This is a genomic window from Anoxybacillus gonensis (assembly GCF_001187595.1).
Taxonomy (GTDB): Bacteria; Bacillota; Bacilli; order Bacillales; family Anoxybacillaceae; genus Anoxybacillus; species Anoxybacillus gonensis.
Genome location: NZ_CP012152.1, coordinates 2,636,767 through 2,661,131, shown reverse-complemented (window position 1 = coordinate 2,661,131; position 24,365 = coordinate 2,636,767). Strand labels below are relative to the sequence as shown.

Sequence of the window (24,365 nt, the reverse complement as noted above, 5' to 3'; positions counted from 1 at the left end):
TTGTTATAATTTTATCATGTGTGTTTTTCATTGCATATAAACTCTGTTTCGAAAAGATTCAGGGCGGAAGGAGATGAAATGAGATGAAAGCAGGAATCCATCCAAACTATAAAAAAGTGATGGTTAAATGCGCGTGTGGAAACGAGTTTGAGAGCGGTTCTGTAAAAGACGAAGTGCGCGTAGAAATTTGCTCAGCGTGCCACCCATTCTATACAGGACGTCAAAAATTCGCTTCTGCTGCAGGACGTGTTGATAAATTTAACAAAAAATACGGCCTTAAGTAATCCGTATGTTATGAAAACAGGCAAGCGAACTTCTTTTCACTTGCCTGTTTTTTTCGTGAAAGTTTGAAAGAAAGGGGTCGCCCTGATGTATGTCATGAAGCAATCCGGCTGGCTAGAAGTCATTTGCGGGAGCATGTTTTCCGGAAAATCGGAGGAGCTCATTCGTCGCGTACGACGCGCGCAGTTTGCGAAACAAGAAGTGAAAGTGTTTAAGCCAGCGATCGATAATCGATATAGCGAAGAAGCAGTCGTTTCTCATAATGGAACATCTGTTATCGCCATCCCTGTTTCTTGTGCGCTAGACATTCGAAAGCACATCTCCACACATACGGATGTTGTGGCAATCGATGAAGTGCAATTTTTTGACGAACATGTCGTTGATGTTGTTCAACAGCTCGCCGATGAAGGATACCGTGTCATCGTCGCTGGGTTAGATCAAGATTTTCGCGGCGAACCGTTCGGCCCTGTCCCGACGTTAATGTCTATCGCTGAATCGGTGACAAAGCTACAAGCTGTTTGTACCGTTTGCGGTTCCCCTGCATCGCGCACACAGCGGCTCATTAATGGGCGTCCAGCATCTTACCACGATCCCGTCATTTTAATCGGAGCCAGTGAATCGTACGAACCACGATGCCGCCATCATCATGAAGTGCCTGATCATCCAAAGAAAAATAAAACATGTAAAGAAACGGCCACTCGTCCATAAGGGCGAGTTTTTTCATATAGTTGTTTATGATATAATGAAAAGTCGAGGTGAGAAAAATGTTCGATCGTTTACAGGCGGTAGAAGCCCGTTATGAAAAATTAAATGAGCTATTAATGGATCCAGAAGTATTAAATGACCCGAAAAAATTGCGTGATTATTCAAAAGAACAGTCCGATTTAGCGGAGACGGTACAAACGTATCGCGAATATAAATCGGTGCGCGAGCAGTTGGCGGATGCGAAAGCGATGCTTGAAGAAAAGCTTGATCCGGATATGCGCGACATGGTGAAAGAAGAAATTAGTGAACTAGAAGAGCGCGAAGAACAGCTTGTTGAAAAGTTAAAAGTATTGTTGCTTCCAAAAGATCCGAATGACGATAAAAACGTCATTATGGAAATTCGCGGAGCGGCAGGTGGAGAGGAAGCGGCGCTTTTTGCAGGCGATTTATATCGCATGTATACGCGCTATGCCGAGTCGCAAGGATGGAAAACAGAAGTGATTGAAGCACACCCGACAGGACTTGGCGGCTATAAAGAAATTATTTTCATGATTCAAGGAAAAGGGGCATATTCGAAATTAAAATTTGAAAACGGTGCCCATCGTGTGCAGCGTGTACCAGAGACAGAATCAGGCGGACGCATTCATACGTCAACGGCGACAGTCGCTTGCTTGCCGGAGATGGAAGAAATCGAAATTGAAATTAACGAAAAAGATATTCGTGTTGATACGTTTGCATCGAGCGGTCCGGGCGGGCAAAGCGTCAATACGACGATGTCAGCTGTTCGTTTAACCCACATTCCAACAGGCATTGTCGTGTCTTGCCAAGATGAAAAATCGCAAATTAAAAATAAAGAAAAAGCGATGAAAGTATTGCGTGCGCGCATTTACGATAAATATCAACAAGAAGCGCGTGCAGAATACGATCAAACGCGGAAACAAGCGGTCGGAACAGGCGATCGTTCCGAGCGGATTCGCACGTACAACTTTCCTCAAAATCGCGTCACCGATCATCGGATCGGATTGACGATTCAAAAACTTGATCAAGTGTTAGAAGGAAAATTGGATGAAATTATCGATGCGCTCATTTTAGACGATCAATCGAAAAAATTGGAGCAAGCGAACAATGAGCAGTAAAATATATGAAGTCCTCCAATGGGCTTCTTCTTTTTTCCGAGAGCATGGAAAGGAAGAAACGGCTGCGGAATGGTTATTGCGTCATCATTTACAAATGACGCGTGCGCAACTATTCGCTAATTTGCGCGATCCGATCGATGAAACATGCAAACAAACATTTATGGCGGATGTAAAAAAACATGCGCTAGAGCATATCCCAATTCAATATTTAATCGGATATGAACAGTTTTACGGACGGACGTTTATCGTCAATGAACACGTATTAATTCCGCGCCCAGAAACAGAAGAGCTTGTTTCTCATGTGCTTGCCCGAACAACTGAAAAGCCGCTTTCCGTTGTTGATGTCGGAACAGGCAGCGGAGCGATTGCAGTGACGTTGTCGTTAGAGCGACCAACGTGGCATGTGTACGGCGTGGATATTGCGGCTTCATCGCTTGAAGTGGCGAAGCGAAATGCCGATCAGCTTGGCGCTTGCGTTCATTGGTTAGAAGGGGATTTACTGCAACCGATCATCGACCGTGGCATACAAGTAGATGTTGTCGTTTCTAATCCGCCATACATTCCAGCGCACAACATTCCGACGTTATCGCCTATCGTGCAAAAAGAGCCGCTTCGAGCGCTCGTCGGTGGCGAAGATGGGTTGTTATTTTATCGTCGTTTAGCGAACGAACTGCCGCATGTCGTTACCCCGCAGGCGCTTATTGCGTTTGAAATCGGTCACGGACAAGGGCAAGCGGTGGAAACGATGTTGCAACAAGCATTTCCTTCGGCGCGCATTGACGTTCTGTTTGATATAAACGGCAAAGAGCGCATCGTCATCGCCGATCTCGCTTCCGAGTAACATCGGAAGCTTTTTTATATTTTTTCATTTTGATAGTTTATCAACTTCTCTTTCTGGTTACACTGCATAACAAGAAAGGGGAGGTAAACGATGAACAAATACGTTATCATTTTATATATGACAATCGTGATGATTGGGGGCATTGTCACGATATATGGGCAACAAACAGAGGCACAAAGCGATGTTGTCATTCCAAACGAAGCGGTACGGTTGCGCATTTTAGCAAATAGCGACTCACGAGAGGATCAAGCGTTAAAACGCGCGGTTCGCGACGCAGTAAATGAACAAATAACAACATGGGTTAGCGACTTAACGTCATTTGAAGAGGCGAAACAAGTCATTGCCCAACATGTGCCAGACATTGAACAAACGGTCGCTCGCGTTCTTCATGAGAAGAAGAGCGATCAGACGTACAACGTGACGTTTGGACGCGTGTCATTTCCGACGAAAATATACGGATCATATATATATCCAGCAGGTGAGTATGATGCTGTATTAATTACGCTCGGTAAAGGGGAAGGAGCAAACTGGTGGTGCGTCTTGTTTCCGCCGCTCTGTTTCCTCGACTTTTCCACAGGTGAAGCTGTTCGTCCTGTGGAAAAGCAAATAGAGCAACAAGAACGAATGGATGAACAACCGCTTGTTGTGGAAGACGAGCAGCAAGTAGAAGTGAAATTTTTCGTGGCGGAAGTATGGAAGAAGCTTATTCAATAACATATCCACAAAATTATCAACAAAAATGAGGAACTTATTCACAATTTGTGGACAATTGTTGTTTGGTTTGTGTGAATCTTTTATACTCATGGAAGAAAAAAGTTGTAAAATGCGTGTGAAATGTTGATAAAAAAGCAAGCGATTTGAATATTTATGAGGTGAAAACGTTGAAGACACAGGTGTTTTTTGTGGATAAAAATGTGGATGATTTAAATACTTATCCACACATTTTGCAAGCCGCTTCGTATTTACAGCGAGGGGAGCTTGTCGCTTTTCCGACAGAAACGGTGTATGGTCTTGGTGCGAACGCGATGTCCACGGCTGCTGTGGAAAACATTTTTGTCGCCAAAGGAAGACCAAGCGATAATCCACTGATTGTCCACATTGCGACAAAGGAGCAATTGCACGATATTGCCTGCGACATTCCCCCTGTCGCACACACATTGATGGACCATTTTTGGCCTGGACCGTTGACGCTTATTCTTCCAAAAAAAGAAGCCGTGTCTCCGCGTGTGACGGCAGGGTTGAACACGGTAGCCGTTCGCATGCCGAATCATCCGATTGCCCTTGCACTCATTCAGGCAAGCGGTCTGCCTATTGCTGCGCCAAGTGCGAATCGTTCCGGAAGACCAAGTCCGACGACGGCTAAACATGTGCTAGATGATTTAGATGGACGCATTGCGGCCATTGTCGATGGAGGGGCAACAGGCGTCGGGGTGGAATCGACGGTTATTGACTGCACGACAGCAATTCCGACGATTTTACGACCGGGTGGCGTAACGAAAGAGGACATTGAACAAGTGATCGGTGTTGTGGATATCGATCGTGCGCTTGTGGAAAAAGGAGCGGTGCCGAAATCTCCGGGAATGAAATATACACATTATGCTCCCAAAGCGCCGTTAATTGTCGTCAACGGTTCTTCGACCTTTTTGCAACAACTTGTGAATGAAAAGCGCGCCAACGGCTTAAGAGTAGGAGTGTTGACGACAGAAGAACGTCGTCACACATATGAAGCTGACGTTGTCATTCCTTGTGGACGACGGAGCGATTTACGGACGGTTGCTCAACATTTATATGATGTACTGCGAGCGTTTGATGAAACGAATGTGGATATCATTTATAGCGAGTCTTTCCCGAATGAGGGGATGGGTGTAGCCATTATGAACCGTTTATTAAAAGCAGCAGGTCATGAACAAATCATGGAAAAATGATGTCTAAACTCCTTAGGGTGTGCATATGTTAACGTGAAGGCACGTCCTAAGGGGGCATTCGTATGATTGGGGAAATGATCACATTGGCGATGATGGCATTTGCGTTAGGAATGGATGCATTTTCAGTCAGCCTCGGCATGGGGTTGCTTCGGCTTCGTTTGAAACAAATTGCCTATATTGGATTAACGGTCGGTTTCTTTCATATCGTCATGCCTTTAGCAGGCATGATGATTGGGCAGCTATTATCTGTCCAGCTCGGTCATATGGCGACGTATATCGGTGGGGGATTGTTGTTTATTCTCGGTGTGCAAATGGTCATCGCTTCGTTTCGTCATGAACAAGAACGTTGGCTGAGGCCTGTTGGCATCGGTTTGTTTTTATTTGCATTTAGCGTCAGCCTCGACAGTTTTTCTGTCGGACTCAGTTTAGGGATTTACGGAGTAGAGATCGTATTAGCGGTCATGGCGTTTGGGGTTACGAGCATGGTGTTGACATGGATTGGGCTGCTTCTTGGGCGGCGTTTTCAACGTTGTTTAGGTACATATAGCGAGGCGCTCGGTGGCGCCATTTTGCTTTTGTTTGCATGCAAACTTTTATTTCCGCTATGAGCTGGAGCGTTTCCAGTTCTTTTTTCTTTTTTTCGCTCTATATTTTGTCCAACCGTTTGCTTTATAATAATAGTAAACATGTGGGAATGATGCGAGGTGTGAATAAGTGAATCAAACGAACGTTTTGTTTGTATGCACAGGAAATACGTGCCGCAGTCCGATGGCAGAAGCGTTGCTAAAGCATAAACAATTGCCGCATGTGCAAGTGAGATCAGCCGGCATATTTGCGTTTGATGGAAGTGACGCTTCACAACATGCGAAAGCTGCGCTCGCTGAAAAAGGAATCCATATCGACCATCGTGCGACGTTATTATCGAAAGAACATATTGATTGGGCGACGTACGTGTTGACGATGACCGAAAGTCATAAACAACATGTGTTAGCGCGTTTCCCAGAGGCAGAAGGAAAAACGTTTACGTTACACGAATTTCTTGGGGTCGATAAAGATGTCGTCGATCCGTTTGGTGGCTCCATTGACGTGTATCGTCAAACGCGCGATGAGCTCGAACAAGCAATCGAAAAGCTACATGAAAAGCTATAAAGCAAGGGGGATGTATGATGGGGGGAAAATACACATTTAGCTTACAAAAAAAGCTAGCCATTTTTACAACTGTATTAGCAATCATTACGTATTCAACGAGCGCTTTTTACATTTATGTGCTTTACGACTATGTAAAACAATGGCTTCCGTTTAGTAAAAATACGTTTACAATTTTGACGTTGCTTCTCGGTATTTTTTGGTCTGGTGTCTTAGCATATTTTGCGGCGCGTGTCATTACGAAACCGCTTTCTCAACTAGAGCAAGCAGCGTTAAAAGCGGCGGAAGGTGAAATCGGACAAGATGTGCCTGTGCCAAAATCCGATGATGAAATTCGTGCGCTTGCGCTCGCGTTTAACGATATGTTGCGAAGCTTGCGTGACATGGTGCGCAACATTCAACAAAATTTTGCGCATACGAATGAAAAAGTAGTAGAGATGACAAACGTGTCTCGCGTGGCTGCGGAACAAGCGGAAAACATTGCGCGCACGATTGATGAAATTTCAAAAGGGGCGGACAACTCAGCCGTTGCGATGCAGACGACGGCAGAAGCGGTGGAAGATGTGTTAGCGATCGCAGGGAATGTACAACAAAAAGCGATGCAGTCTGAAAAGCTATCGACTGATATGGTCGAAACGCTTGAACAAAGCCGTCGCGTCATCGGTTCACTCATTGCAGGTATTCAACAATTAGCGAAAAACAACGAAGCGTCATTACATGTTGTGCGGCGTTTAGAAGATCATGCGAAAGAAGTCGGGCAAATTATTTCGCTCGTTGGAGATATTGCAGGACAGACGAATTTACTCGCGCTCAATGCTTCGATTGAGGCGGCGCGTGCTGGTGAACACGGGAAAGGTTTTGCTGTCGTTGCGGAAGAAGTAAGAAAGTTGGCAGATGAAAGCGCCAAAGCAGTACAAGGTATTTCTGAGCTTGTGCAAAACATCCAACATGAAGTAGGAAACGTCGTCAATCAAATTACAGAGCAAGTGAAAAAAGCGAATGACGAAGCGAAAAAAGGAAATGAAACAAACGAAGCAATTTCGCATATGAGCGCATCGATTCATGAAGTGGCAGATGCGGTGAAACAAATCGCCCAACTTGTCGATGAACAAATGAAATACATTCAACAAACATCTGTTCAATCACAAGAAGTTGCGGCGATTGCCGAACAAACGTCGGCCGGTGCTGAAGAAGTGACAGCAGCGACACAAGAACAAACAGCGGTCATTGAAAGCATGCGCGAGCTAGCGACAGAACTTGGAGAACAAGCAGAAAAATTAAAACAAACGATTGCCCGTTTTCGTTTGTAAGCATAATAAATGATGAAAAGACCGTCTCGACCCGTTAAAATGAAAAGAGACGGCTTTTTCTTTATAACGATAAGGAGGGGTTCAAACGTGAAAGTAGCCATTGCATCAGACCATGGTGGCATTCGAATTCGTGAGGAAATCAAAAAACTAATGGATGAAATGGGTATCGAATATACAGACTTTGGGTGTGAGTGTGAAACATCGGTCGATTATCCAGATTATGCTCTGCCAGTTGCGCAAAAAGTGGCGAGCGGCGAATTTGACCGCGGGATTTTAATTTGCGGAACAGGAATCGGCATGAGCATCGCAGCAAACAAAGTGAAAGGAATTCGTTGCGCCCTCGTTCATGACGTATTTAGTGCAAAAGCGACGCGCGAACATAACGACAGCAATATATTAGCGATGGGAGAGCGCGTCATCGGACCAGGATTGGCACGAGAAATTGCGAAAGTATGGTTGACGACTCCGTTTGAAGGAGGCCGTCACGAAAAGCGCATTCAAAAAATTTCTGCTTATGAAAACGAGCAATAAAGGTGGGAGTAGCGTGACGGACATGGAACGATGGCGCAATGAATGGCAAACGGCGCTAGCTGAGTTTCGTGCACAAGTGCCGCTAACGGATAAAGATGTTGTCGTCATTGGATGTAGCACAAGTGAAGTCATTGGGGAAAAAATTGGGACGGCAGGAACGATGGACGTGGCGGCCATGTTATTTCAAGAACTAAAACGGTGGCACGACGAAACGGGGGTACAGCTTGCGTTTCAATGTTGTGAACATTTAAACCGCGCATTAGTTGTGGAACGACAAACAGCTGTGACAAAGCAGCTTGAAATCGTGACGGTCATTCCGGTTCGCCACGCTGGTGGAGCGATGGCGGCATATGCATATACCCAATTTCGCGATCCTGTCGTTGTTGAACATATTCGGGCAGATGCAGGCATCGACATCGGGGCTACATTAATTGGCATGCATTTAAAGCACGTCGCTGTTCCTGTGCGAACATCGATCAAACAAATTGGACATGCGGTGCTCACATTTGCGAAAACACGACCGAAACTGATCGGGGGCGAGCGCGCCGTGTATTCGCAAGAAAAGGCGAACAAATCATGTTCAATCGGTTAAATTTGTTCACTTTTTCATTTGAAAATGTGTTAAGATAAAAAAGAATATTCACACTTTAGGGGAGGATTGTCAATGAGTCGCTTGTCACAGCAAGATCCGCAAGTATTTCAAGCTATTCAAGATGAATTAAAACGACAACAAACGAAAATTGAATTAATTGCATCAGAAAACTTCGTTAGCGAAGCGGTCATGGAAGCGCAAGGGTCGGTATTAACGAACAAGTATGCAGAAGGATATCCGGGACGTCGCTATTACGGTGGTTGTGAACATGTTGACGTCGTTGAAGAGCTTGCGCGTGAGCGTGCAAAACAATTGTTCGGAGCCGAGCATGCAAATGTTCAGCCGCACTCAGGAGCGCAAGCGAACATGGCTGTATATTTTACCATTTTAGAGCACGGTGATACTGTACTTGGCATGAACTTATCACACGGAGGGCATTTGACGCACGGTAGCCCGGTTAACTTTAGCGGCATACAATACAATTTTATTGAGTATGGCGTCGATCCAGAAACGCACCGTATTAACTACGATGACGTTCGTGAAAAAGCATTAAAACATAAACCGAAATTAATCGTTGCTGGGGCAAGCGCATATCCTCGCACGATTGACTTTGCGAAGTTTCGTGAAATTGCCGATGAAGTAGGCGCTTATTTCATGGTCGATATGGCACATATCGCTGGGCTTGTTGCGGCAGGGTTGCATCCAAATCCTGTTCCTTATGCTCATTTTGTGACGACAACAACGCATAAAACGTTGCGCGGTCCACGCGGGGGAATGATTTTATGCCAAGAGCAATTTGCAAAACAAATTGATAAAGCGATTTTCCCAGGCATTCAAGGCGGTCCGCTCATGCATGTCATCGCTGCCAAAGCTGTTGCGCTCGGAGAGGCGTTGCAAGATGATTTCAAAACATATGCGCAAAACATCGTGAACAACGCCAAACGGTTAGCAGAAGCGTTAACGGCAGAAGGGTTTACACTCGTTTCTGGCGGAACGGACAACCATCTATTGTTAATTGACTTGCGTTCGATCGGATTAACAGGAAAAGTTGCTGAGAAAGTGCTCGATGAAATCGGCATCACCGTGAATAAAAATACGATTCCATACGATCCAGAAAGCCCGTTTGTCACAAGCGGTATTCGCATCGGTACAGCGGCCGTAACAAGCCGCGGCTTTGGTCTTGAGGAAATGGATGAAATTGCGCGCATCATTTCCATTGCGCTCAAACATAAAGACGATGAACAAAAATTAGACGAAGCGCGCCGCCGCGTTGCAGCATTAACAGAAAAATTCCCATTGTATGTATAACGACAGGTGTCCCGACTGGGGCACCTTTTCTTCGGTTGAATCATCGTCTGTTTTTATGTAAAATTTACAAGAATGCATATGAAAAAGGAGCGATTGACATGAGTAAAGTGTACGTATTTGATCATCCGTTAATTCAACATAAGCTTACATACATTCGCGACAAACATACAGGAACAAAAGAGTTCCGTGAGCTTGTCGAAGAAGTAGCGACGCTCATGGCATTTGAAATTACACGCGATTTGCCGCTTCAAGAAGTTGAAATCGAAACGCCTGTCAGCAAAGCAAAAGCGAAAGTGATCGCAGGAAAAAAATTAGGCATCATCCCGATTTTACGTGCAGGAATCGGAATGGTTGACGGGATTTTAAAGCTTATTCCAGCCGCAAAAGTTGGACATATCGGTCTATATCGCGATCCGGAAACGTTAAAACCGGTCGAATATTACGTGAAACTTCCAACGGATGTTGAAGAACGCGACTTCATTGTCGTCGATCCGATGCTTGCGACAGGTGGATCCGCTGCGGAAGCCATTCATGCGTTGAAAAAACGTGGCGCAAAAAACATTAAATTTATGTGTTTAATTGCTGCGCCAGAAGGAGTCGAAGCGGTGCAACAAGCGCATCCGGACGTCGATATTTATATCGCTGCGTTAGATGAAAAGTTAAACGATCACGGCTATATTGTGCCAGGTCTTGGCGATGCTGGAGACCGTCTATTCGGAACGAAGTAAGGTGGGTATAATGAATAAACGAAAAGTGATGACCATTTTCGGGACGAGACCGGAAGCGATCAAAATGGCTCCGCTCGTTTTAGAGTTGCAAAAGTACGAAGACATTGAATCGATTGTGACTGTGACAGCACAACATCGCCAAATGCTTGATCAAGTGCTCGATATTTTTGGCATTCAACCAGATTATGATTTAAACATTATGAAAGAGCGCCAAACGCTTGTCGATATTACGACAAGGGCGCTTGCCGGCTTGGACGATGTCATGAAAAAAGTACAGCCTGACATCGTGCTCGTTCATGGCGACACGACAACGACATTTGTCGCTAGTCTGGCAGCGTTTTACAACCAAATTGCAGTCGGACATGTAGAAGCAGGACTTAGAACGTGGAATAAGTATTCGCCATTTCCGGAAGAAATGAATCGACAATTGACGGGGGTATTAGCTGATTTGCATTTTGCCCCGACCGCAAAAGCAGCCGAAAATTTACGTGCAGAAAACAAGCCAGAGCACGCCATTTTCATTACAGGCAACACAGCGATCGATGCGTTAAAAACAACGGTGCGCGAGACTTATACGCATCCGATTTTAGAAAAGGTAGCGGGAAGCCGCATGATTTTATTGACAGCGCATCGTCGTGAAAACCTTGGCGAGCCGATGCGAAACATGTTCCGAGCGGTGAAAAGGCTCGTTGAAAATTACAATGACGTGCAAGTCGTTTATCCTGTTCATTTAAATCCGGTCGTGCGCGAGTTAGCGAACGACATATTAGGAAACGATGAACGCATTCATTTAATTGACCCGTTAGACGTCATCGACTTTCATAACTTTGCGGCGAGAGCGCACATCATTTTAACAGATTCAGGCGGTGTTCAAGAAGAAGCCCCTTCACTTGGCGTGCCTGTACTCGTCTTGCGCGACACAACTGAACGACCGGAGGGCATCGAAGCCGGAACGCTCAAGCTTGCGGGAACAGATGAACAAACGATTTACGCGCTAGCAAGCGAGCTATTAACAGACGAAAAAGCGTACGAGCAAATGGCGAAAGCGTCCAATCCGTACGGTGACGGTTGGGCATCGAAGCGGATTGTCGAAGCGATTCGTTACTATTTTAAACAAAGCGATGTTCCGCCAACGCCATTTCAATAAGAAAAAGGGATGTGACGACGCATCCCTTTTTCTTACCAAAAATTTTCCCTATTTTTGTGACCGAACACATTGACATCGTGTTTTCACTATTGTATGCTTACAAAGGGATAAGGATAACCTTTTTAAAAATACAGTAAATTCTGAAAATGAAAAGTGAGGCTTCCGTATGCGACAACATGAGCGCCATCCGTTTCGAGCGATCGGTTTGATGACGGCCATCTCCTCTCAACTTGTCGGTTCCGTTTTAGTTGGGGTTTTTGGAGGGCGTTTTGTCGACGAGCGTTTTGGTACCGAACCGCTTTTTTTAATTGTCGGTTTGCTTCTCGGATTAGCGGCTGGTGTTTATGCGATGATTCGCCTCATTCGCTCATTTTTTTCAGGAGAGGAAAAATGAACGAGTTACAGCAACATTGGCGCCGTCACAAATCATACATACTATACTTGCTGTCGATTTACGTGTTAGGTTGGGCATTTACGCCTTATCAGCAAGCGTTTTCAAGTTTGTTTCTCGGGACGGTTATCAGCCTATATAACGGTTGGACGATGGTGCGGAAAGTGGAGCGGTTTGGACAAGCGGTTGCGTCTGGACAAAAATCGCGCTCGCTTGGCATGATGTCGCGCATGGCTGCTGCTGCGTTGGCTGTCTTTATTGCTTTTCGTTGGCCTGAACAGTTTTCTGTCGGCTGGATCGTATTGGGATTAATGACATCTTATATTGTCATTATAATAGATTTCTTTTTCCAAAAAACAAAAGGGGAAGAGAGGTGAGTACAGATGCATCACGAAGCTCCTTTATACACGCTGTTTGGCTTAACATTTAACTTAGCCAACGTATTAATGATTACGGTTACATCCGTCATCGTCTTTGTCATTGCCGTATTAGCCACGCGCAACTTAGCGATGAAGCCAACGGGAATGCAAAATTTTCTTGAATGGGTTATGGATTTTGTCAAAGGAATTATTAAAAGCAACATGGATTGGAAAACAGGTGGACGCTTTCATATGCTCGGCATGACGCTCATCATGTACATTTTTGTAGCGAACATGCTCGGTCTGCCGTTTTCAGTCGTCATCGACAATAAGCTATGGTGGAAATCACCGACAGCTGATCCAGTCGTGACGTTGACGTTGGCGACGATGGTTGTCGCGTTATCGCATTACTATGGCATTAAGCTTAACGGGTTTAAAGAATATGCAAAAGGATTCGTTAGCCCAATGCCAATTTTGTTCCCATTAAAAATTATTGAAGAATTTGCGAATACATTAACGCTCGGTCTCCGTCTATACGGGAACATTTTTGCGGGTGAAATTTTGTTAGCGCTCTTAGCGGGAAGTTTAGCGACAGGAGTCGGCGGAACAATTGCGGCGATCATTCCAACGATCGCATGGCAAGGATTTAGTATTTTCGTCGGCGCGATCCAAGCGTTTATTTTCACGATGTTAACAATGGTTTATATGGCGCACAAAGTGAGTCATGACCATTAATTTTCAATACACATTCATTTCAACATAAAAAATTGAAGGAGGACTTTTCAAATGGGTGTATTAGCAGCTGCAATTGCAATTGGTTTAGCGGCACTTGGTGCTGGTATTGGTAACGGTTTAATCGTATCTCGTACAGTAGAGGGAATTGCACGTCAACCAGAGGCGCGCGGTATGTTACAAACAACAATGTTTATCGGGGTAGCGTTAGTCGAAGCGATTCCGATCATCGCGGTCGTTATCGCGTTCATGGTTCAAGGTCGTTAAAACTGAGCGCTCGTTCGAAACGAGCGGTAACTGCATACGGAAACGAAACTCGTTCAACAATGGCGAAGATCATTCCATGAGAACCTTCGCCATTCCTTTATGTTCGTACGCACACGTTCCGACTAGTATTCGGGCGATTTTTGAAGGGAGTGAAACGCGCGGTGGTAAACATGTTTGTATTAGGCGCTGGTGGACATGGGTTCAACGGCGGCGATATCGCATTCCAATTAGTCATGTTCTTATTGCTCATGTTTTTGCTTCGCAAATATGCGTTCGGTCCATTAATGGGCGTCATGAAACAGCGCGAAGAGCATATTGCGAACGAAATTGAGCAAGCAGAAAAGCATCATCAAGAAGCGAAAAAGCTTGCAGAAGAGCAACGTGAATTAATGAAAAAGTCACGCCAAGAAGCGCAAGCGCTGATCGAAGAAGCTCGCAAGCTTGGCGAAGAGCAAAAAGAGCAAATCATTCAAGCCGCTCGTCAAGAAGCAGAGCGCTTAAAAGAGGCAGCAAAAAAAGAAATCGCACAAGAAAAAGAACAGGCGATGGCAGCGTTGCGTCAACAAGTTGCTTCTTTATCTGTACTTATTGCTTCAAAAGTCATTGAAAAAGAGTTGAGCGAACAAGATCAAGCGAAGCTGATTAGCGAGTACATTCAAGAGGTAGGAGAAAGCCGATGAACAAACAAGTCGTAGCGAAACGATATGCGTCGGCACTTTTTGAAATTGCGAAAGAACAGCAGCTTCTTGATCAGCTCGAACAAGAACTTCGCGTCGTCAAACAAGTGTTTGCACAAAATGAAGTGCTTCTTTCTGTGCTAAACCATCCAAAAATTGCGCTAACGAAAAAGAAAGCGCTCGTCCAAGAAGCGTTTGCGAACATTTCGACGGTATTGCAACATACGCTCATGTTGCTTTTAGATCGCCATCGCATCGACATCGTGAACGATTTAGCAGATGCGTTTATTGCGCTAGCAAATGAAGCACGCGGTGTAGCTGAGGCGATCGTTTATTCGGCTCGTCCGTTAACGGAAGACGAAACGAATGCGCTTGCAGACGTGTTTGCGAAAAAAGTTGGCGTCGACGCGCTTCGCATCACAAACGTCATTGATAAAGATGTGATCGGCGGCGTCAAAGTGCGCATCGGAAACCGCATTTTCGACGGAAGCGTCAGCGGAAAATTAGCAAGATTACAGCGACAGTTAACTCGCTAACATTTATAGATAGGGGTGAAATGCATGAGCATCAAAGCGGAAGAAATTAGCGCGCTGATAAAAAAGCAAATTGAAAACTATCAGTCTGAAATCGAAGTGAGCGATGTCGGTACAGTCATTCAAGTTGGTGACGGAATCGCTCGTGCTCATGGCCTCGACAACGTTATGTCAGGAGAGCTTGTTGAGTTTGCCAACGGCGTCATGGGATTGGCGCTAAACTTAGAAGAAAACAACGTCGGTATCGTTATTTTAGGACCGTACACAGGCATTAAAGAAGGCGATGAAGTACGTCGTACAGGTCGCATTATGGAAGTGCCAGTAGGTGAAGCGTTAATCGGTCGTGTCGTCAATCCATTAGGTCAACCAGTTGACGGACTTGGTCCAATCGAAACGACAGAAACTCGCCCGATTGAAAGCCCAGCGCCTGGCGTTATGGATCGTAAATCTGTCCATGAGCCGCTTCAAACGGGAATTAAGGCGATTGACGCGCTTGTGCCAATCGGTCGCGGTCAACGTGAGTTAATTATCGGAGACCGTCAAACAGGAAAAACGTCCGTTGCAGTAGATACAATCATTAACCAAAAAGGGAAAAACATGATTTGTATTTATGTGGCGATCGGACAAAAAGAATCAACCGTTCGTAACGTCGTTGAAACGTTGCGCAAATACGGTGCATTAGATTACACAATCGTCGTTACAGCGTCTGCGTCACAGCCAGCTCCGCTTTTATTCTTAGCACCATATGCGGGCGTAACGATGGGCGAATACTTCATGTACAAAGGACAACACGTTCTTGTTGTATACGATGACTTATCAAAACAAGCGGCAGCTTATCGTGAGCTTTCGTTATTATTACGCCGTCCGCCAGGTCGTGAAGCGTATCCAGGTGACGTATTCTACTTGCATTCTCGCTTGCTTGAGCGGGCAGCAAAATTAAGCGATGCGAAAGGTGCAGGTTCATTAACAGCGTTGCCGTTCGTTGAAACACAAGCGGGCGACATTTCAGCATACATTCCAACGAACGTCATTTCCATCACAGACGGGCAAATTTTCTTGCAGTCTGACTTGTTCTTCTCAGGCGTGCGTCCAGCGATTAACGCCGGTCTTTCTGTATCGCGCGTCGGTGGGGCAGCACAAATTAAAGCGATGAAAAAAGTATCTGGTACGTTGCGTCTTGACTTAGCGGCATATCGCGAGTTAGAGGCGTTTGCGCAGTTCGGTTCTGACCTTGATAAAGCAACACAAGCGAAACTTGCTCGCGGTGCGCGCACAGTTGAAGTGTTAAAACAAGGTTTACATGAGCCGCTACCAGTTGAAAAACAAGTAGCGATTATTTACGCATTAACACGCGGCTTTTTAGATGACATTCCAGTAGAAGACATTCGCCGCTTTGAAAAAGAGTTCCATGCATGGTTAGACAAAGACGAAAACGGTCAAAAACTGATGGAACATATTCGCACAACAGGCGATCTTCCAAATGAAGAAGACTTCAACAAAGCGATTGAAGCGTTCAAAAAGACGTTTGTTGTATCGGAGTAAGAAAAGTGAGCGGAACAGCTTAGCTGTTCCGTCCCTTTCAACAATTGAGCGAAAAAGGTGGTGAAACCTTTGGGAGCATCGTTACGCGATATAAAAGCGCGCATTAACACGACAAAAAAGACGAGCCAAATTACAAAAGCGATGGAAATGGTCTCGGCATCAAAATTAAACCGTGCAGAACATAATGCAAGATCGTTTACGCCGTATATGGAAAAAATTCAAGAGGTCGTAGCGAGCGTCGCGCTCGGAAGCAACGACGCTTCTCATCCGATGCTTGTGAAGCGCCCAGTAAAAAAGACGGGATATTTAGTCATTACATCTGACCGTGGCTTAGCTGGCGCCTACAACAGCAACGTGCTTCGTACTGTTTTTCAAACGATTCAAGAGCGTCACCGTTCGACAGAAGAATATGCGATTATTGCGATCGGTCGCGTCGGCTTAAACTTCTTTAAACGCCGCAATATTCCGGTAGCTTTACATATTACCGGTTTGCCAGATCAACCAACGTTTGCGGACATTAAAGAAATTGCGAACAAAACGGTGAACATGTTTGCAGATGGTACGTTTGATGAGTTGTATATGTTTTACAATCATTTCGTAAGCGCCATCCAACAAGATGTGACGGAGAAAAAGTTATTACCATTAACCGATTTAGCATCGGAGAAAAAGTTGACCACTTACGAATTTGAACCGTCACAAGAAGAAATTTTAGAAGTGTTGTTGCCGCAATACGCTGAAAGCTTAATTTATGGCGCGTTGCTCGATGCAAAAGCGAGCGAGCATGCTGCGCGGATGACAGCGATGAAAAACGCAACAGACAACGCAAAAGAATTGATTCGGACACTTACGCTTTCTTACAACCGCGCTCGTCAAGCAGCGATTACGCAAGAAATTACAGAGATTGTGGCCGGAGCGAACGCCTTGCAATAGCTTAAGCAGTTAGTTAGGAGGGAAAACGATGGCAAAAGGACGCGTTATTCAAGTTATGGGTCCTGTTGTAGACGTAAAGTTCGAAGACGGACACTTACCTGCGATTTACAACGCCCTAAAAATTAAACATAAAGCGCGTAACGAAAAAGAAGTCGATATCGACTTAACGTTAGAAGTAGCCCTTCACCTTGGGGACGACACAGTGCGCACAATTGCGATGTCAACGACTGACGGATTAGTGCGTGGAATGGAAGTCATCGATACGGGAGCACCGATTTCTGTTCCTGTTGGTGAAGTCACGCTCGGACGCGTATTTAACGTATTAGGAGAGCCGATTGACTTAGGGGAAGATATTCCAGCAGACGCTCGTCGCGATGCAATTCACCGTCCAGCACCAAAATTCGAACAACTTTCAACACAAGTTGAAATTCTTGAAACAGGAATTAAAGTTGTAGACCTTCTTGCCCCTTATATTAAAGGTGGAAAAATCGGTTTGTTCGGTGGTGCAGGAGTAGGAAAAACGGTTTTAATCCAAGAGTTAATTAACAACATCGCGCAAGAGCACGGTGGTATTTCCGTATTCGCCGGCGTTGGTGAGCGTACGCGCGAAGGAAACGACTTGTACCATGAAATGAAAGACTCTGGCGTTATTAACAAAACAGCGATGGTATTCGGTCAGATGAACGAGCCGCCTGGAGCACGTATGCGCGTTGCGTTAACAGGATTAACAATGGCGGAATATTTCCGTGATGAGCAAGGACAAGACGTATTGTTCTTCATCGACAACATTTTCCGTTTCACGCAAGCAGGTTCAGAAGTTTCTGCCCTATTAGGACGCATGCCTTCAGCGGTAGGTTACCAACCAACACTTGCGACAGAAATGGGTCAATTACAAGAGCGTATTACATCAACAGCTGTCGGTTCGGTTACGTCGATCCAAGCGATTTACGTTCCAGCGGACGACTACACTGACCCAGCGCCAGCGACAACGTTCGCACACTTAGATGCGACAACAAACTTAGAGCGTAAATTATCAGAGATGGGTATTTACCCAGCGGTAGACCCGCTTGCATCGACATCTCGTGCGCTTTCACCAGAAATTGTTGGAGAAGAGCATTACCAAGTGGCGCGCAAAGTGCAACAAACGTTGCAACGCTATAAAGAATTACAAGACATTATCGCCATTCTTGGTATGGATGAGCTTTCAGAAGAAGATAAACTTGTCGTTCATCGCGCTCGTCGCATTCAGTTCTTCTTATCACAAAACTTCCACGTCGCTGAACAGTTTACAGGGCAACCAGGTTCATACGTACCTGTAAAAGAGACAGTTCGTGGCTTTAAAGAAATTTTGGAAGGAAAATATGACCATCTTCCAGAAGATGCGTTCCGCTTAGTTGGCCGCATTGAAGAAGTAATTGAAAAAGCGAGAAAAATGGGCGTAGAAGTTTAATAAGGGACCGAGGAGGATTTTTTCATGAAGACGATTAAAGTCAGTGTCGTAACTCCGGACGGCCCAGTGTATGAAGCGGATGTGGAAATGGTAAGCGCTAAAGCGCAAAGCGGCGAACTCGGCGTGTTGCCAGGGCACATTCCGATGGTCGCACCGCTAGAAATTGGCGCGGTTCGTTTAAAAAAAGGAAACGCGACTGAGCTCGTGGCGGTGAGCGGTGGCTTTTTAGAAGTTCGCCCTGATCGTGTGACGATTTTAGCGCAAGCAGCAGAACGAGCAGAAAGTATTGACGTTGCGCGCGCAAAAGCGGCGAAAGAGCGGGCTGAACGCCGCTTGCAAGCGAAACAAGATGATATTGATCATAAACGGGCGGAATTAGCTTTACGTCGTGCGATTAACCGTTTAAATGTTGCGAATCGCAATTTTTAACCCTAGGAGCATCGTCTCTTAGGGTTTTTTTGTTTATTTTTGGAACAAGTTTTATCGACACATATGTGAAGAAGTGATATAATGTTATCGGTTACAGTCGTAATAGTATGACGTTTTTGAAAAATGTGTATAAAGTCACAAAGGGGTGGGACATCGTTGAACGTTTATGTAAACAGTTATGTAGTCGTCTTTGTGTTTCTTTGTTTAGGCATTTTACTTCCAATCGTTGCACTCACGGCGGGGCGTTTTCTTCGTCCACATGCGCCAAATGCAGCGAAACAAACAACGTACGAAAGCGGATTAGATCCGTTCCACGATTCACGCGTGCAGTTTAACATACGGTATTACATTTTTGCGTTATTGTTCGTCATTTTTGACGTAGAGACTGTATTTTTATATCCGTGGGCGGTGGCGTTTGAAAAGCTTGGTGCATTTGCGCTCATTGAAATGCTCATTTTCGTCGTCATGTTGTTGATTGGACTTGTGTATGCTTGGAAGAAGAAGGTGTTAAAATGGATGTAAAATTATTGAACGTATCAGATCAAGAAATGGAAGAAATGCGTCGCAACGTTTTTTTAACGACGTTAGAACAGCTCAAAGCATGGGCGCGCAGCAACTCATTATGGCCGCTCACGTTCGGTCTTGCCTGTTGTGCGATTGAAATGATGGGGGTTGGCTCTTCGCATTACGATTTAGATCGTTTTGGTTCTTTTTTCCGTACGTCGCCTCGCCAATCCGACGTCATGATCGTCTCAGGAACGGTGACGAAAAAAATGGCGCCAATCGTTCGCCGTTTATATGATCAAATGCCTGAACCGAAATGGGTGATTGCGATGGGTTCTTGTGCGACAGCAGGTGGGCCGTATGTAAAATCGTATTGCGTCGTAAAAGGTGTCGATCAAATTGTACCGGTTGACGTATATATTCCAGGCTGTCCGCCAAATCCAGCTGCATTAATTTATGGCATTAACAAACTGAAAGAAAAAATTCGCTACGAAGCGAAAACAGGAAAGAAGGTGCTGTAAGTTATGGATGAAAAAGATTTACAGCAACTAAAAAAAGAGGCGGCGGAACGGGCGAAACAATTAGCGAAAGAGCGTCTTGCGGCGAAGCAAGCAGCGGAACAAACTGAGCCTCCGCTCGAAGGTGAAGAAGACCTTGCGCTAGCGAAGAAAAAAGCAGCGGCAGCGGCGAAAGCAAAAGCCGCAGCGTTAGCGAAACAAAAAGCGGCAGAATCAGGGGAATTAAGCGAAGAAGAATTGGCGAAGAAAAAAGCAGCGGCAGCAGCGAAGGCGAAAGCCGCAGCGTTAGCGAAACAAAAAGCGGCAGAGTCAGGGGAATTAAGCGAAGAAGAATTGGCGAAGAAAAAAGCAGCGGCAGCAGCGAAAGCGAAAGCCGCAGCGTTAGCGAAACAAAAAGCGGCAGAGTCAGGGGAATTAAGCGAAGAAGAATTGGCGAAGAAAAAAGCGGCGGCAGCAGCGAAGGCGAAAGCCGCAGCGGCAGCAAAAGCAAAAAGTGCAGATGTCGCTGAAGAAAAAGAGGAAAAGCCGTCACCAAATCAGCCATATCTCGACAAATACGTTAAAGTCATTGAAGAACATCTCGGAAAAGATGTATTAGAAAACGCTTACATCAATCGTTTGTCGAAAGACGTGCCGACGCTCGTTGTAAAAAAAGATACATATTTTAAAGTGGCTGAGTTTTTAAAATATAATGAGCAGCTAAGTTTTGATTATTTATCAGAATTGCACGGAACAGACTTTCAAACGCATATGGAAGTGTATGTGCACTTATATTCGTATAAAAATCGCCAATCAGTTGCGTTGAAAGTAAAAATTGATCGCGATCAACCGGTCATTGACTCGCTCGTTCCGCTTTGGCCAGGAGCAAATTGGCCGGAGTGTGAGGCGTATGATTTGCTTGGCATTCGTTTTGAAGGTCATCCGCAACTCATTCGCATTTTCTTAGGGGAAAACTGGGTCGGCTATCCGCTTCGGAAAGATTACGAGCCGTACGATATGGAGGGTTAAGGCGTGCTGAGAACAGAGGAGATGCTTTTAAACGTCGGACCGCAACATCCGAGCACACACGGCGTGTTTCGTCTCGTGTTAAAAATCGATGGGGAAATCATTAAGGAAGCGACTCCTGTCATCGGTTATCTTCATCGCGGGACAGAAAAAATCGCAGAAAATTTGCAGTATACACAAATCATCCCATACACTGATCGCATGGACTATTTATCAGCGATGACGAACAACTACGTCATTTGTCACGCAGTAGAGACGATGATGGGCATTGAAGTGCCGGAGCGTGCCGAGTATTTACGCGTGCTTGCGATGGAGCTCGGTCGCATTGCGAGCCACCTCGTTTGGTGGGGAACGTATTTGCTTGATATTGGTGCAGTCAGTCCGTTTTTATATGCGTTTCGTGAGCGGGAAATGATTATTAATCTATTAAATGAACTATCAGGTGCGCGCTTAACGTTTAACTACATGCGTGTGGGCGGCGTGAAATGGGATGCGCCAGACGGATGGATTGATAAAGTAAAACAGTTCGTTCCATATATGCGCAAACAGCTAGAAGGCTACCATGAACTTGTCACGGGAAATGAAATTTTCCGCAACCGTGTCATCGGAGTTGGCAAGTACACGAAAGAAGAGGCGTTAGCATATTCGCTAAGCGGCGTCAATTTGCGTTGTACTGGTGTGAAATGGGATTTACGAAAAGATGAACCATATTCTATTTATGATCGATTTGATTTCGATGTTCCTGTACGTACAGAAGGAGATTGTTTTGCGCGCTATGAGTGCCGACTTGCTGAAATTGAACAATCGCTTCGTATTATCGAGCAGGCGTGCGAGCAGTTTCCAGATGACGGCGAGATTATGGCGAAAGTGCCGAAAATTATTAAAGCGCCACCGGGAGAAGCGTATGTGCGCATCGAGTCACCGCGTGGGGAAATCGGTTGTTATATTGCGAGCGACGGGAAAAAAGAGCCGTATCGCTTAAAATTCCGTCGACCGTCATTTTATAATTTACAAATCCTTCCAAAACTATTAAAAGGGGAAAATATCGCGAATTTAATTGCGATACTTGGCGCGATTGATATCGTGCTTGGGGAGGTCGATGGATGATGATGGAACAACTTTTGCAGTCGACGCCAAGCTGGACGAATGTCGCCATTTTCTTTGCGATTGGCGTTGGACTATTGCTCGTTGTATTAGGATTTGTCACGTATGGCATTTTAGCGGAACGAAAAGTGATGGGATTTATGCAAGGCCGCATCGGTCCGAACCAAGTTGGAGGACGCTGGGGGTTGCTGCAAACGGTGGCTGACGTGTTAAAGCTATTGTTAAAAGAAGATACGATTCCAAAAGCAGCCGATCGCCCGTTGTTTATTTTAGCACCGGTCATCGCGTTTGCCCCTGCATTTATGGTGCTTGCCGCACTGCCGTTTACCGATGCGTTGCAATTTGCTGATATTGGCGTCGGGCTATTGTATTACATCGCCGTTTCCGGATTAACGACAATCGGAGTGGTGACAGGCGCATGGGCATCGAACAACAAATATGCCCTGCTTGGCGGCATGCGCGCAGCTGCGCAAATGATTTCATACGAAGTGCCGCTTGTCATGTCTGTCATTGGTGTCATTTTGTTGTCGGGAAGCTTAAACTTAAACGACATTGTCGAAGCGCAAAAAGATGTATGGTTTATCGTTGTCCAGCCGATCGGCTTTCTCGTTTTTCTTATTGCCGCTGTGGCGGAGTTAAACCGAACGCCGTTTGACTTGCCGGAAGCGGAATCGGAACTTGTTGCAGGATTCCATGTTGAATATTCTGGATTCCGCTGGGCGTTTTTTATGCTCGCAGAGTACGTGTACTTTTTTGCGATGGCAGCATTAACGACGGTGCTCTTTTTAGGAGGATGGCATCCGCTTCCGTTTCTCGACTTTATTCCAGGGGCCGTTTGGTTTGCGTTAAAGTTTAGTCTTGTCGTCTTCTTATTTATTTGGTTTCGCATTACGTTTCCGCGTGTGCGTGCCGATCAATTGATGGAGTTTGGTTGGAAAGTGTTATTGCCTGTTGCGCTCGTCAATATTTTTGTCACAGCTCTTGTGAAACAACTATTTTTTTAAATAAAAAGGTGGGTGGGCAGAAATGCTCGGTTTAATGAAAGGATTAGCGTATACGCTGAAAAACTTAACAAAAGAAAAAGTGACGTACGATTATCCGAATGAACCGCTTCCGCTTCCGGATCGCTTTCGCGGCATTCAAAAGTTTTATCCGGAAAAATGTATCGTTTGTAATCAGTGCGCAAACATTTGCCCGACCGACTGTATTCAGCTGACGGGCAAAAAACATCCGGATCCGACGAAAAAAGGAAAAATTATTGATACGTATGACATTAACTTTGAAATTTGTATTTTATGCGATTTATGTACGGAAGTATGTCCGACTGAGGCGATTGTGATGACGAACAACTTTGAATTAGCGGAATATAGCCGCGATGAATTATTTAAAGATTTAACGTGGCTTGATGAAAACGATACGAACGTGCGGAAGGTGAATAAGCCATGAGTGGACAATATCTCGCATTTTTCGTTCTTGCGCTCATTGCGCTTGGCGGCGGCGTGTTTATGTTAAATTTAAACAAAGTTGTTCATATGGTCGTCGCGCTCGTTTTTACGTTCGTCAGTATCGCCGGCATTTACGTTCTTTTATCGGCTGAATTTGTAGCGGCCGTCCAAGTACTGATTTACTCTGGTGCGATTACAATTATTATGTTGTTCGGGATTATGCTTACGCGTCATCAAGATGACGGCCAATCGACAGGCAGCCCGCTTCGAAAAGCATTCGCCCTACTTGGTACGGTTGCTTTTGGTGCGGTGATGTACATCGGCATTCGCACGCTTGACTTTGGCAGCGAAGCGGTTGGGCTTCATGATAAAAATACGGAACAAATCGGAATCGCGCTCTATTCGAAGTACGTCATTCCGTTTGAACTTGCGTCCGTTTTATTGCTCGTCGCACTCATTGGCGCGGTCATTTTAGCGAAAAAAGATGATAAGGAGGCGGGAGAATGAATGTACCGTTATCCGCCTATCTCGTATTTGCGCTTTTATTGTTTTGCATCGGATTGTACGGAGCGTTAACGAAACGCAATACAGTCATTGTGCTTATTTGTATCGAGCTCATGTTAAATGCCGTAAACGTCAACTTAGTTGCATTTAGCAAATACGGGGTAAATCCAGGCATTACAGGTCAAGTATTTTCGCTCTTTACCATTACTGTTGCCGCAGCGGAAGCAGCAGTCGGGTTAGCTATTTTAATTGCGTTATACCGCAATCGCAAAACGATTCATATTGATGAAGTCGATTCGATGAAACGATAAAGGATGGGAAACA

32 protein-coding genes are annotated in these 24,365 nt (G+C 45.2%); all 32 read left to right on the top strand.

Translation table 11 applies throughout. From position 1 onward, the window contains the following. Window positions 1-83: 83 nt before the first annotated feature. The 32 genes from rpmE to nuoK all read left to right on the top strand — a co-directional run bounded on the left by rpmE (window position 84) and on the right by nuoK (window position 24,352). A complete protein-coding gene (gene rpmE, locus AFK25_RS13920; protein WP_003397039.1) occupies window positions 84-284 on the top strand; it encodes a 50S ribosomal protein L31 in 201 nt (66 codons plus the stop codon). 85 nt (window positions 285-369) lie between these two features. Beyond that, on the top strand, window positions 370-990 hold the full coding sequence (locus AFK25_RS13915) for a thymidine kinase (protein ID WP_019418640.1): 621 nt from the start codon (window positions 370-372) through the stop codon (window positions 988-990). Between the two features lie 56 nt (window positions 991-1,046). Further along, a complete protein-coding gene (prfA, locus tag AFK25_RS13910) occupies window positions 1,047-2,123 on the top strand; it encodes a peptide chain release factor 1 (protein WP_006320978.1) in 1,077 nt (358 codons plus the stop codon). After that, window positions 2,113-2,964 carry a peptide chain release factor N(5)-glutamine methyltransferase gene (prmC, locus tag AFK25_RS13905; RefSeq protein WP_035064453.1) on the top strand — a complete coding sequence of 284 codons (852 nt, stop codon included), beginning with the start codon at window positions 2,113-2,115 and terminating at the stop codon, window positions 2,962-2,964. The genes prfA and prmC overlap by 11 nt, the downstream gene beginning before the upstream one ends. Window positions 2,965-3,054: 90 nt before the next feature. Continuing rightward, window positions 3,055-3,678: a stage II sporulation protein R gene (gene spoIIR / locus AFK25_RS13900; RefSeq protein WP_019418637.1), complete on the top strand. Its 624-nt coding sequence runs from the start codon at window positions 3,055-3,057 to the stop codon at window positions 3,676-3,678. A 167-nt stretch (window positions 3,679-3,845) separates the two neighbouring features. Further along, window positions 3,846-4,889, top strand: coding sequence for an L-threonylcarbamoyladenylate synthase (locus tag AFK25_RS13895; protein WP_026011871.1), 1,044 nt, complete (start codon window positions 3,846-3,848; stop codon window positions 4,887-4,889). A 62-nt stretch (window positions 4,890-4,951) separates the two neighbouring features. After that, on the top strand, window positions 4,952-5,497 hold the full coding sequence (locus AFK25_RS13890) for a manganese efflux pump MntP (RefSeq protein WP_009360972.1): 546 nt from the start codon (window positions 4,952-4,954) through the stop codon (window positions 5,495-5,497). Window positions 5,498-5,603: 106 nt separating this feature from the next. Further along, window positions 5,604-6,038 (top strand): low molecular weight protein arginine phosphatase, encoded by a 435-nt coding sequence (locus tag AFK25_RS13885; RefSeq protein WP_035064455.1) that lies wholly within the window; start codon window positions 5,604-5,606, stop codon window positions 6,036-6,038. 14 nt (window positions 6,039-6,052) lie between these two features. Beyond that, complete coding sequence (locus tag AFK25_RS13880; protein WP_035064457.1) at window positions 6,053-7,345, top strand: methyl-accepting chemotaxis protein; 1,293 nt, start codon at window positions 6,053-6,055, stop codon at window positions 7,343-7,345. An 87-nt stretch (window positions 7,346-7,432) separates the two neighbouring features. Continuing rightward, complete coding sequence (gene rpiB / locus AFK25_RS13875) at window positions 7,433-7,876, top strand: ribose 5-phosphate isomerase B (protein WP_006320966.1); 444 nt, start codon at window positions 7,433-7,435, stop codon at window positions 7,874-7,876. 22 nt (window positions 7,877-7,898) lie between these two features. Next, window positions 7,899-8,468 (top strand): TIGR01440 family protein, encoded by a 570-nt coding sequence (locus AFK25_RS13870; protein WP_240483373.1) that lies wholly within the window; start codon window positions 7,899-7,901, stop codon window positions 8,466-8,468. Between the two features lie 72 nt (window positions 8,469-8,540). Continuing rightward, window positions 8,541-9,776: a serine hydroxymethyltransferase gene (gene glyA / locus AFK25_RS13865; protein ID WP_009360967.1), complete on the top strand. Its 1,236-nt coding sequence runs from the start codon at window positions 8,541-8,543 to the stop codon at window positions 9,774-9,776. A 98-nt stretch (window positions 9,777-9,874) separates the two neighbouring features. Next, entirely contained in the window at window positions 9,875-10,504 is a 630-nt protein-coding gene (gene upp / locus AFK25_RS13860) for a uracil phosphoribosyltransferase (RefSeq protein ID WP_035064463.1), read from the top strand. Window positions 10,505-10,514: 10 nt separating this feature from the next. After that, entirely contained in the window at window positions 10,515-11,651 is a 1,137-nt protein-coding gene (wecB, locus tag AFK25_RS13855; RefSeq protein WP_035064466.1) for a non-hydrolyzing UDP-N-acetylglucosamine 2-epimerase, read from the top strand. A 166-nt stretch (window positions 11,652-11,817) separates the two neighbouring features. Further along, window positions 11,818-12,045 carry an AtpZ/AtpI family protein gene (locus AFK25_RS13850; RefSeq protein ID WP_009360965.1) on the top strand — a complete coding sequence of 76 codons (228 nt, stop codon included), beginning with the start codon at window positions 11,818-11,820 and terminating at the stop codon, window positions 12,043-12,045. Next, entirely contained in the window at window positions 12,042-12,419 is a 378-nt protein-coding gene (locus AFK25_RS13845) for an ATP synthase subunit I (protein ID WP_035064469.1), read from the top strand. Before AFK25_RS13850 ends, AFK25_RS13845 begins: the two co-directional genes overlap by 4 nt. Window positions 12,420-12,425: 6 nt before the next feature. After that, complete coding sequence (atpB, locus tag AFK25_RS13840; RefSeq protein WP_006319877.1) at window positions 12,426-13,136, top strand: F0F1 ATP synthase subunit A; 711 nt, start codon at window positions 12,426-12,428, stop codon at window positions 13,134-13,136. Window positions 13,137-13,187: 51 nt separating this feature from the next. Continuing rightward, entirely contained in the window at window positions 13,188-13,400 is a 213-nt protein-coding gene (gene atpE, locus AFK25_RS13835; protein WP_003253662.1) for a F0F1 ATP synthase subunit C, read from the top strand. A 170-nt stretch (window positions 13,401-13,570) separates the two neighbouring features. After that, window positions 13,571-14,080 carry a F0F1 ATP synthase subunit B gene (gene atpF, locus AFK25_RS13830; protein ID WP_009360963.1) on the top strand — a complete coding sequence of 170 codons (510 nt, stop codon included), beginning with the start codon at window positions 13,571-13,573 and terminating at the stop codon, window positions 14,078-14,080. Further along, window positions 14,077-14,613, top strand: coding sequence for a F0F1 ATP synthase subunit delta (locus AFK25_RS13825; protein WP_035064472.1), 537 nt, complete (start codon window positions 14,077-14,079; stop codon window positions 14,611-14,613). The genes atpF and AFK25_RS13825 overlap by 4 nt, the downstream gene beginning before the upstream one ends. Before the next feature lie 24 nt (window positions 14,614-14,637). Then, the gene (gene atpA, locus AFK25_RS13820) at window positions 14,638-16,152 is read left to right on the top strand and encodes a F0F1 ATP synthase subunit alpha (protein ID WP_009360961.1); all 1,515 of its coding nucleotides are present in this window, start codon (window positions 14,638-14,640) and stop codon (window positions 16,150-16,152) included. Between the two features lie 69 nt (window positions 16,153-16,221). Further along, entirely contained in the window at window positions 16,222-17,082 is an 861-nt protein-coding gene (locus tag AFK25_RS13815) for a F0F1 ATP synthase subunit gamma (RefSeq protein ID WP_009360960.1), read from the top strand. A gap of 28 nt (window positions 17,083-17,110) precedes the next feature. Further along, complete coding sequence (gene atpD / locus AFK25_RS13810) at window positions 17,111-18,532, top strand: F0F1 ATP synthase subunit beta (RefSeq protein ID WP_009360959.1); 1,422 nt, start codon at window positions 17,111-17,113, stop codon at window positions 18,530-18,532. Between the two features lie 24 nt (window positions 18,533-18,556). Then, window positions 18,557-18,961 (top strand): F0F1 ATP synthase subunit epsilon, encoded by a 405-nt coding sequence (locus AFK25_RS13805; RefSeq protein ID WP_019418628.1) that lies wholly within the window; start codon window positions 18,557-18,559, stop codon window positions 18,959-18,961. 123 nt (window positions 18,962-19,084) lie between these two features. Beyond that, complete coding sequence (locus AFK25_RS13800; protein WP_019418627.1) at window positions 19,085-19,483, top strand: NADH-quinone oxidoreductase subunit A; 399 nt, start codon at window positions 19,085-19,087, stop codon at window positions 19,481-19,483. Then, on the top strand, window positions 19,474-19,986 hold the full coding sequence (locus tag AFK25_RS13795; RefSeq protein WP_006319894.1) for a NuoB/complex I 20 kDa subunit family protein: 513 nt from the start codon (window positions 19,474-19,476) through the stop codon (window positions 19,984-19,986). The genes AFK25_RS13800 and AFK25_RS13795 overlap by 10 nt, the downstream gene beginning before the upstream one ends. 3 nt (window positions 19,987-19,989) lie before the next feature. Continuing rightward, the gene (locus tag AFK25_RS13790) at window positions 19,990-20,991 is read left to right on the top strand and encodes an NADH-quinone oxidoreductase subunit C (RefSeq protein WP_035064475.1); all 1,002 of its coding nucleotides are present in this window, start codon (window positions 19,990-19,992) and stop codon (window positions 20,989-20,991) included. 3 nt (window positions 20,992-20,994) lie between these two features. Further along, window positions 20,995-22,095, top strand: a complete 1,101-nt coding sequence (locus AFK25_RS13785; RefSeq protein ID WP_009361914.1) for an NADH-quinone oxidoreductase subunit D — start codon at window positions 20,995-20,997, stop codon at window positions 22,093-22,095. Continuing rightward, on the top strand, window positions 22,095-23,096 hold the full coding sequence (gene nuoH / locus AFK25_RS13780) for an NADH-quinone oxidoreductase subunit NuoH (RefSeq protein WP_026011867.1): 1,002 nt from the start codon (window positions 22,095-22,097) through the stop codon (window positions 23,094-23,096). Before AFK25_RS13785 ends, nuoH begins: the two co-directional genes overlap by 1 nt. Window positions 23,097-23,118: 22 nt before the next feature. After that, window positions 23,119-23,538 carry an NADH-quinone oxidoreductase subunit NuoI gene (nuoI, locus tag AFK25_RS13775; RefSeq protein WP_003396988.1) on the top strand — a complete coding sequence of 140 codons (420 nt, stop codon included), beginning with the start codon at window positions 23,119-23,121 and terminating at the stop codon, window positions 23,536-23,538. Next, window positions 23,535-24,044 carry an NADH-quinone oxidoreductase subunit J gene (locus AFK25_RS13770; RefSeq protein ID WP_009361912.1) on the top strand — a complete coding sequence of 170 codons (510 nt, stop codon included), beginning with the start codon at window positions 23,535-23,537 and terminating at the stop codon, window positions 24,042-24,044. The genes nuoI and AFK25_RS13770 overlap by 4 nt, the downstream gene beginning before the upstream one ends. After that, the gene (nuoK, locus tag AFK25_RS13765; protein WP_009361911.1) at window positions 24,041-24,352 is read left to right on the top strand and encodes an NADH-quinone oxidoreductase subunit NuoK; all 312 of its coding nucleotides are present in this window, start codon (window positions 24,041-24,043) and stop codon (window positions 24,350-24,352) included. Before AFK25_RS13770 ends, nuoK begins: the two co-directional genes overlap by 4 nt. Window positions 24,353-24,365: the final 13 nt, after the last annotated feature.

Coding starts and splice junctions, on each gene's coding strand:
- atpE (WP_003253662.1), top strand. CDS start 13,188: ATGGGTGTATTAGCAGCTGCAATTGCAATTGGTTTAGCGGCACTTGGT.
- nuoH (WP_026011867.1), top strand. CDS start 22,095: ATGATGGAACAACTTTTGCAGTCGACGCCAAGCTGGACGAATGTCGCC.
- AFK25_RS13845 (WP_035064469.1), top strand. CDS start 12,042: ATGAACGAGTTACAGCAACATTGGCGCCGTCACAAATCATACATACTA.
- wecB (WP_035064466.1), top strand. CDS start 10,515: ATGAATAAACGAAAAGTGATGACCATTTTCGGGACGAGACCGGAAGCG.
- AFK25_RS13770 (WP_009361912.1), top strand. CDS start 23,535: ATGAGTGGACAATATCTCGCATTTTTCGTTCTTGCGCTCATTGCGCTT.
- AFK25_RS13880 (WP_035064457.1), top strand. CDS start 6,053: ATGATGGGGGGAAAATACACATTTAGCTTACAAAAAAAGCTAGCCATT.
- atpD (WP_009360959.1), top strand. CDS start 17,111: ATGGCAAAAGGACGCGTTATTCAAGTTATGGGTCCTGTTGTAGACGTA.
- AFK25_RS13870 (WP_240483373.1), top strand. CDS start 7,899: ATGGAACGATGGCGCAATGAATGGCAAACGGCGCTAGCTGAGTTTCGT.
- AFK25_RS13890 (WP_009360972.1), top strand. CDS start 4,952: ATGATTGGGGAAATGATCACATTGGCGATGATGGCATTTGCGTTAGGA.
- prmC (WP_035064453.1), top strand. CDS start 2,113: ATGAGCAGTAAAATATATGAAGTCCTCCAATGGGCTTCTTCTTTTTTC.
- AFK25_RS13915 (WP_019418640.1), top strand. CDS start 370: ATGTATGTCATGAAGCAATCCGGCTGGCTAGAAGTCATTTGCGGGAGC.
- upp (WP_035064463.1), top strand. CDS start 9,875: ATGAGTAAAGTGTACGTATTTGATCATCCGTTAATTCAACATAAGCTT.
- glyA (WP_009360967.1), top strand. CDS start 8,541: ATGAGTCGCTTGTCACAGCAAGATCCGCAAGTATTTCAAGCTATTCAA.
- AFK25_RS13805 (WP_019418628.1), top strand. CDS start 18,557: ATGAAGACGATTAAAGTCAGTGTCGTAACTCCGGACGGCCCAGTGTAT.
- AFK25_RS13850 (WP_009360965.1), top strand. CDS start 11,818: ATGCGACAACATGAGCGCCATCCGTTTCGAGCGATCGGTTTGATGACG.
- AFK25_RS13800 (WP_019418627.1), top strand. CDS start 19,085: ATGTGTATAAAGTCACAAAGGGGTGGGACATCGTTGAACGTTTATGTA.
- atpB (WP_006319877.1), top strand. CDS start 12,426: ATGCATCACGAAGCTCCTTTATACACGCTGTTTGGCTTAACATTTAAC.
- prfA (WP_006320978.1), top strand. CDS start 1,047: ATGTTCGATCGTTTACAGGCGGTAGAAGCCCGTTATGAAAAATTAAAT.
- nuoI (WP_003396988.1), top strand. CDS start 23,119: ATGCTCGGTTTAATGAAAGGATTAGCGTATACGCTGAAAAACTTAACA.
- rpmE (WP_003397039.1), top strand. CDS start 84: ATGAAAGCAGGAATCCATCCAAACTATAAAAAAGTGATGGTTAAATGC.
- AFK25_RS13790 (WP_035064475.1), top strand. CDS start 19,990: ATGGATGAAAAAGATTTACAGCAACTAAAAAAAGAGGCGGCGGAACGG.
- atpA (WP_009360961.1), top strand. CDS start 14,638: ATGAGCATCAAAGCGGAAGAAATTAGCGCGCTGATAAAAAAGCAAATT.
- atpF (WP_009360963.1), top strand. CDS start 13,571: ATGTTTGTATTAGGCGCTGGTGGACATGGGTTCAACGGCGGCGATATC.
- AFK25_RS13795 (WP_006319894.1), top strand. CDS start 19,474: ATGGATGTAAAATTATTGAACGTATCAGATCAAGAAATGGAAGAAATG.
- nuoK (WP_009361911.1), top strand. CDS start 24,041: ATGAATGTACCGTTATCCGCCTATCTCGTATTTGCGCTTTTATTGTTT.
- spoIIR (WP_019418637.1), top strand. CDS start 3,055: ATGAACAAATACGTTATCATTTTATATATGACAATCGTGATGATTGGG.
- AFK25_RS13825 (WP_035064472.1), top strand. CDS start 14,077: ATGAACAAACAAGTCGTAGCGAAACGATATGCGTCGGCACTTTTTGAA.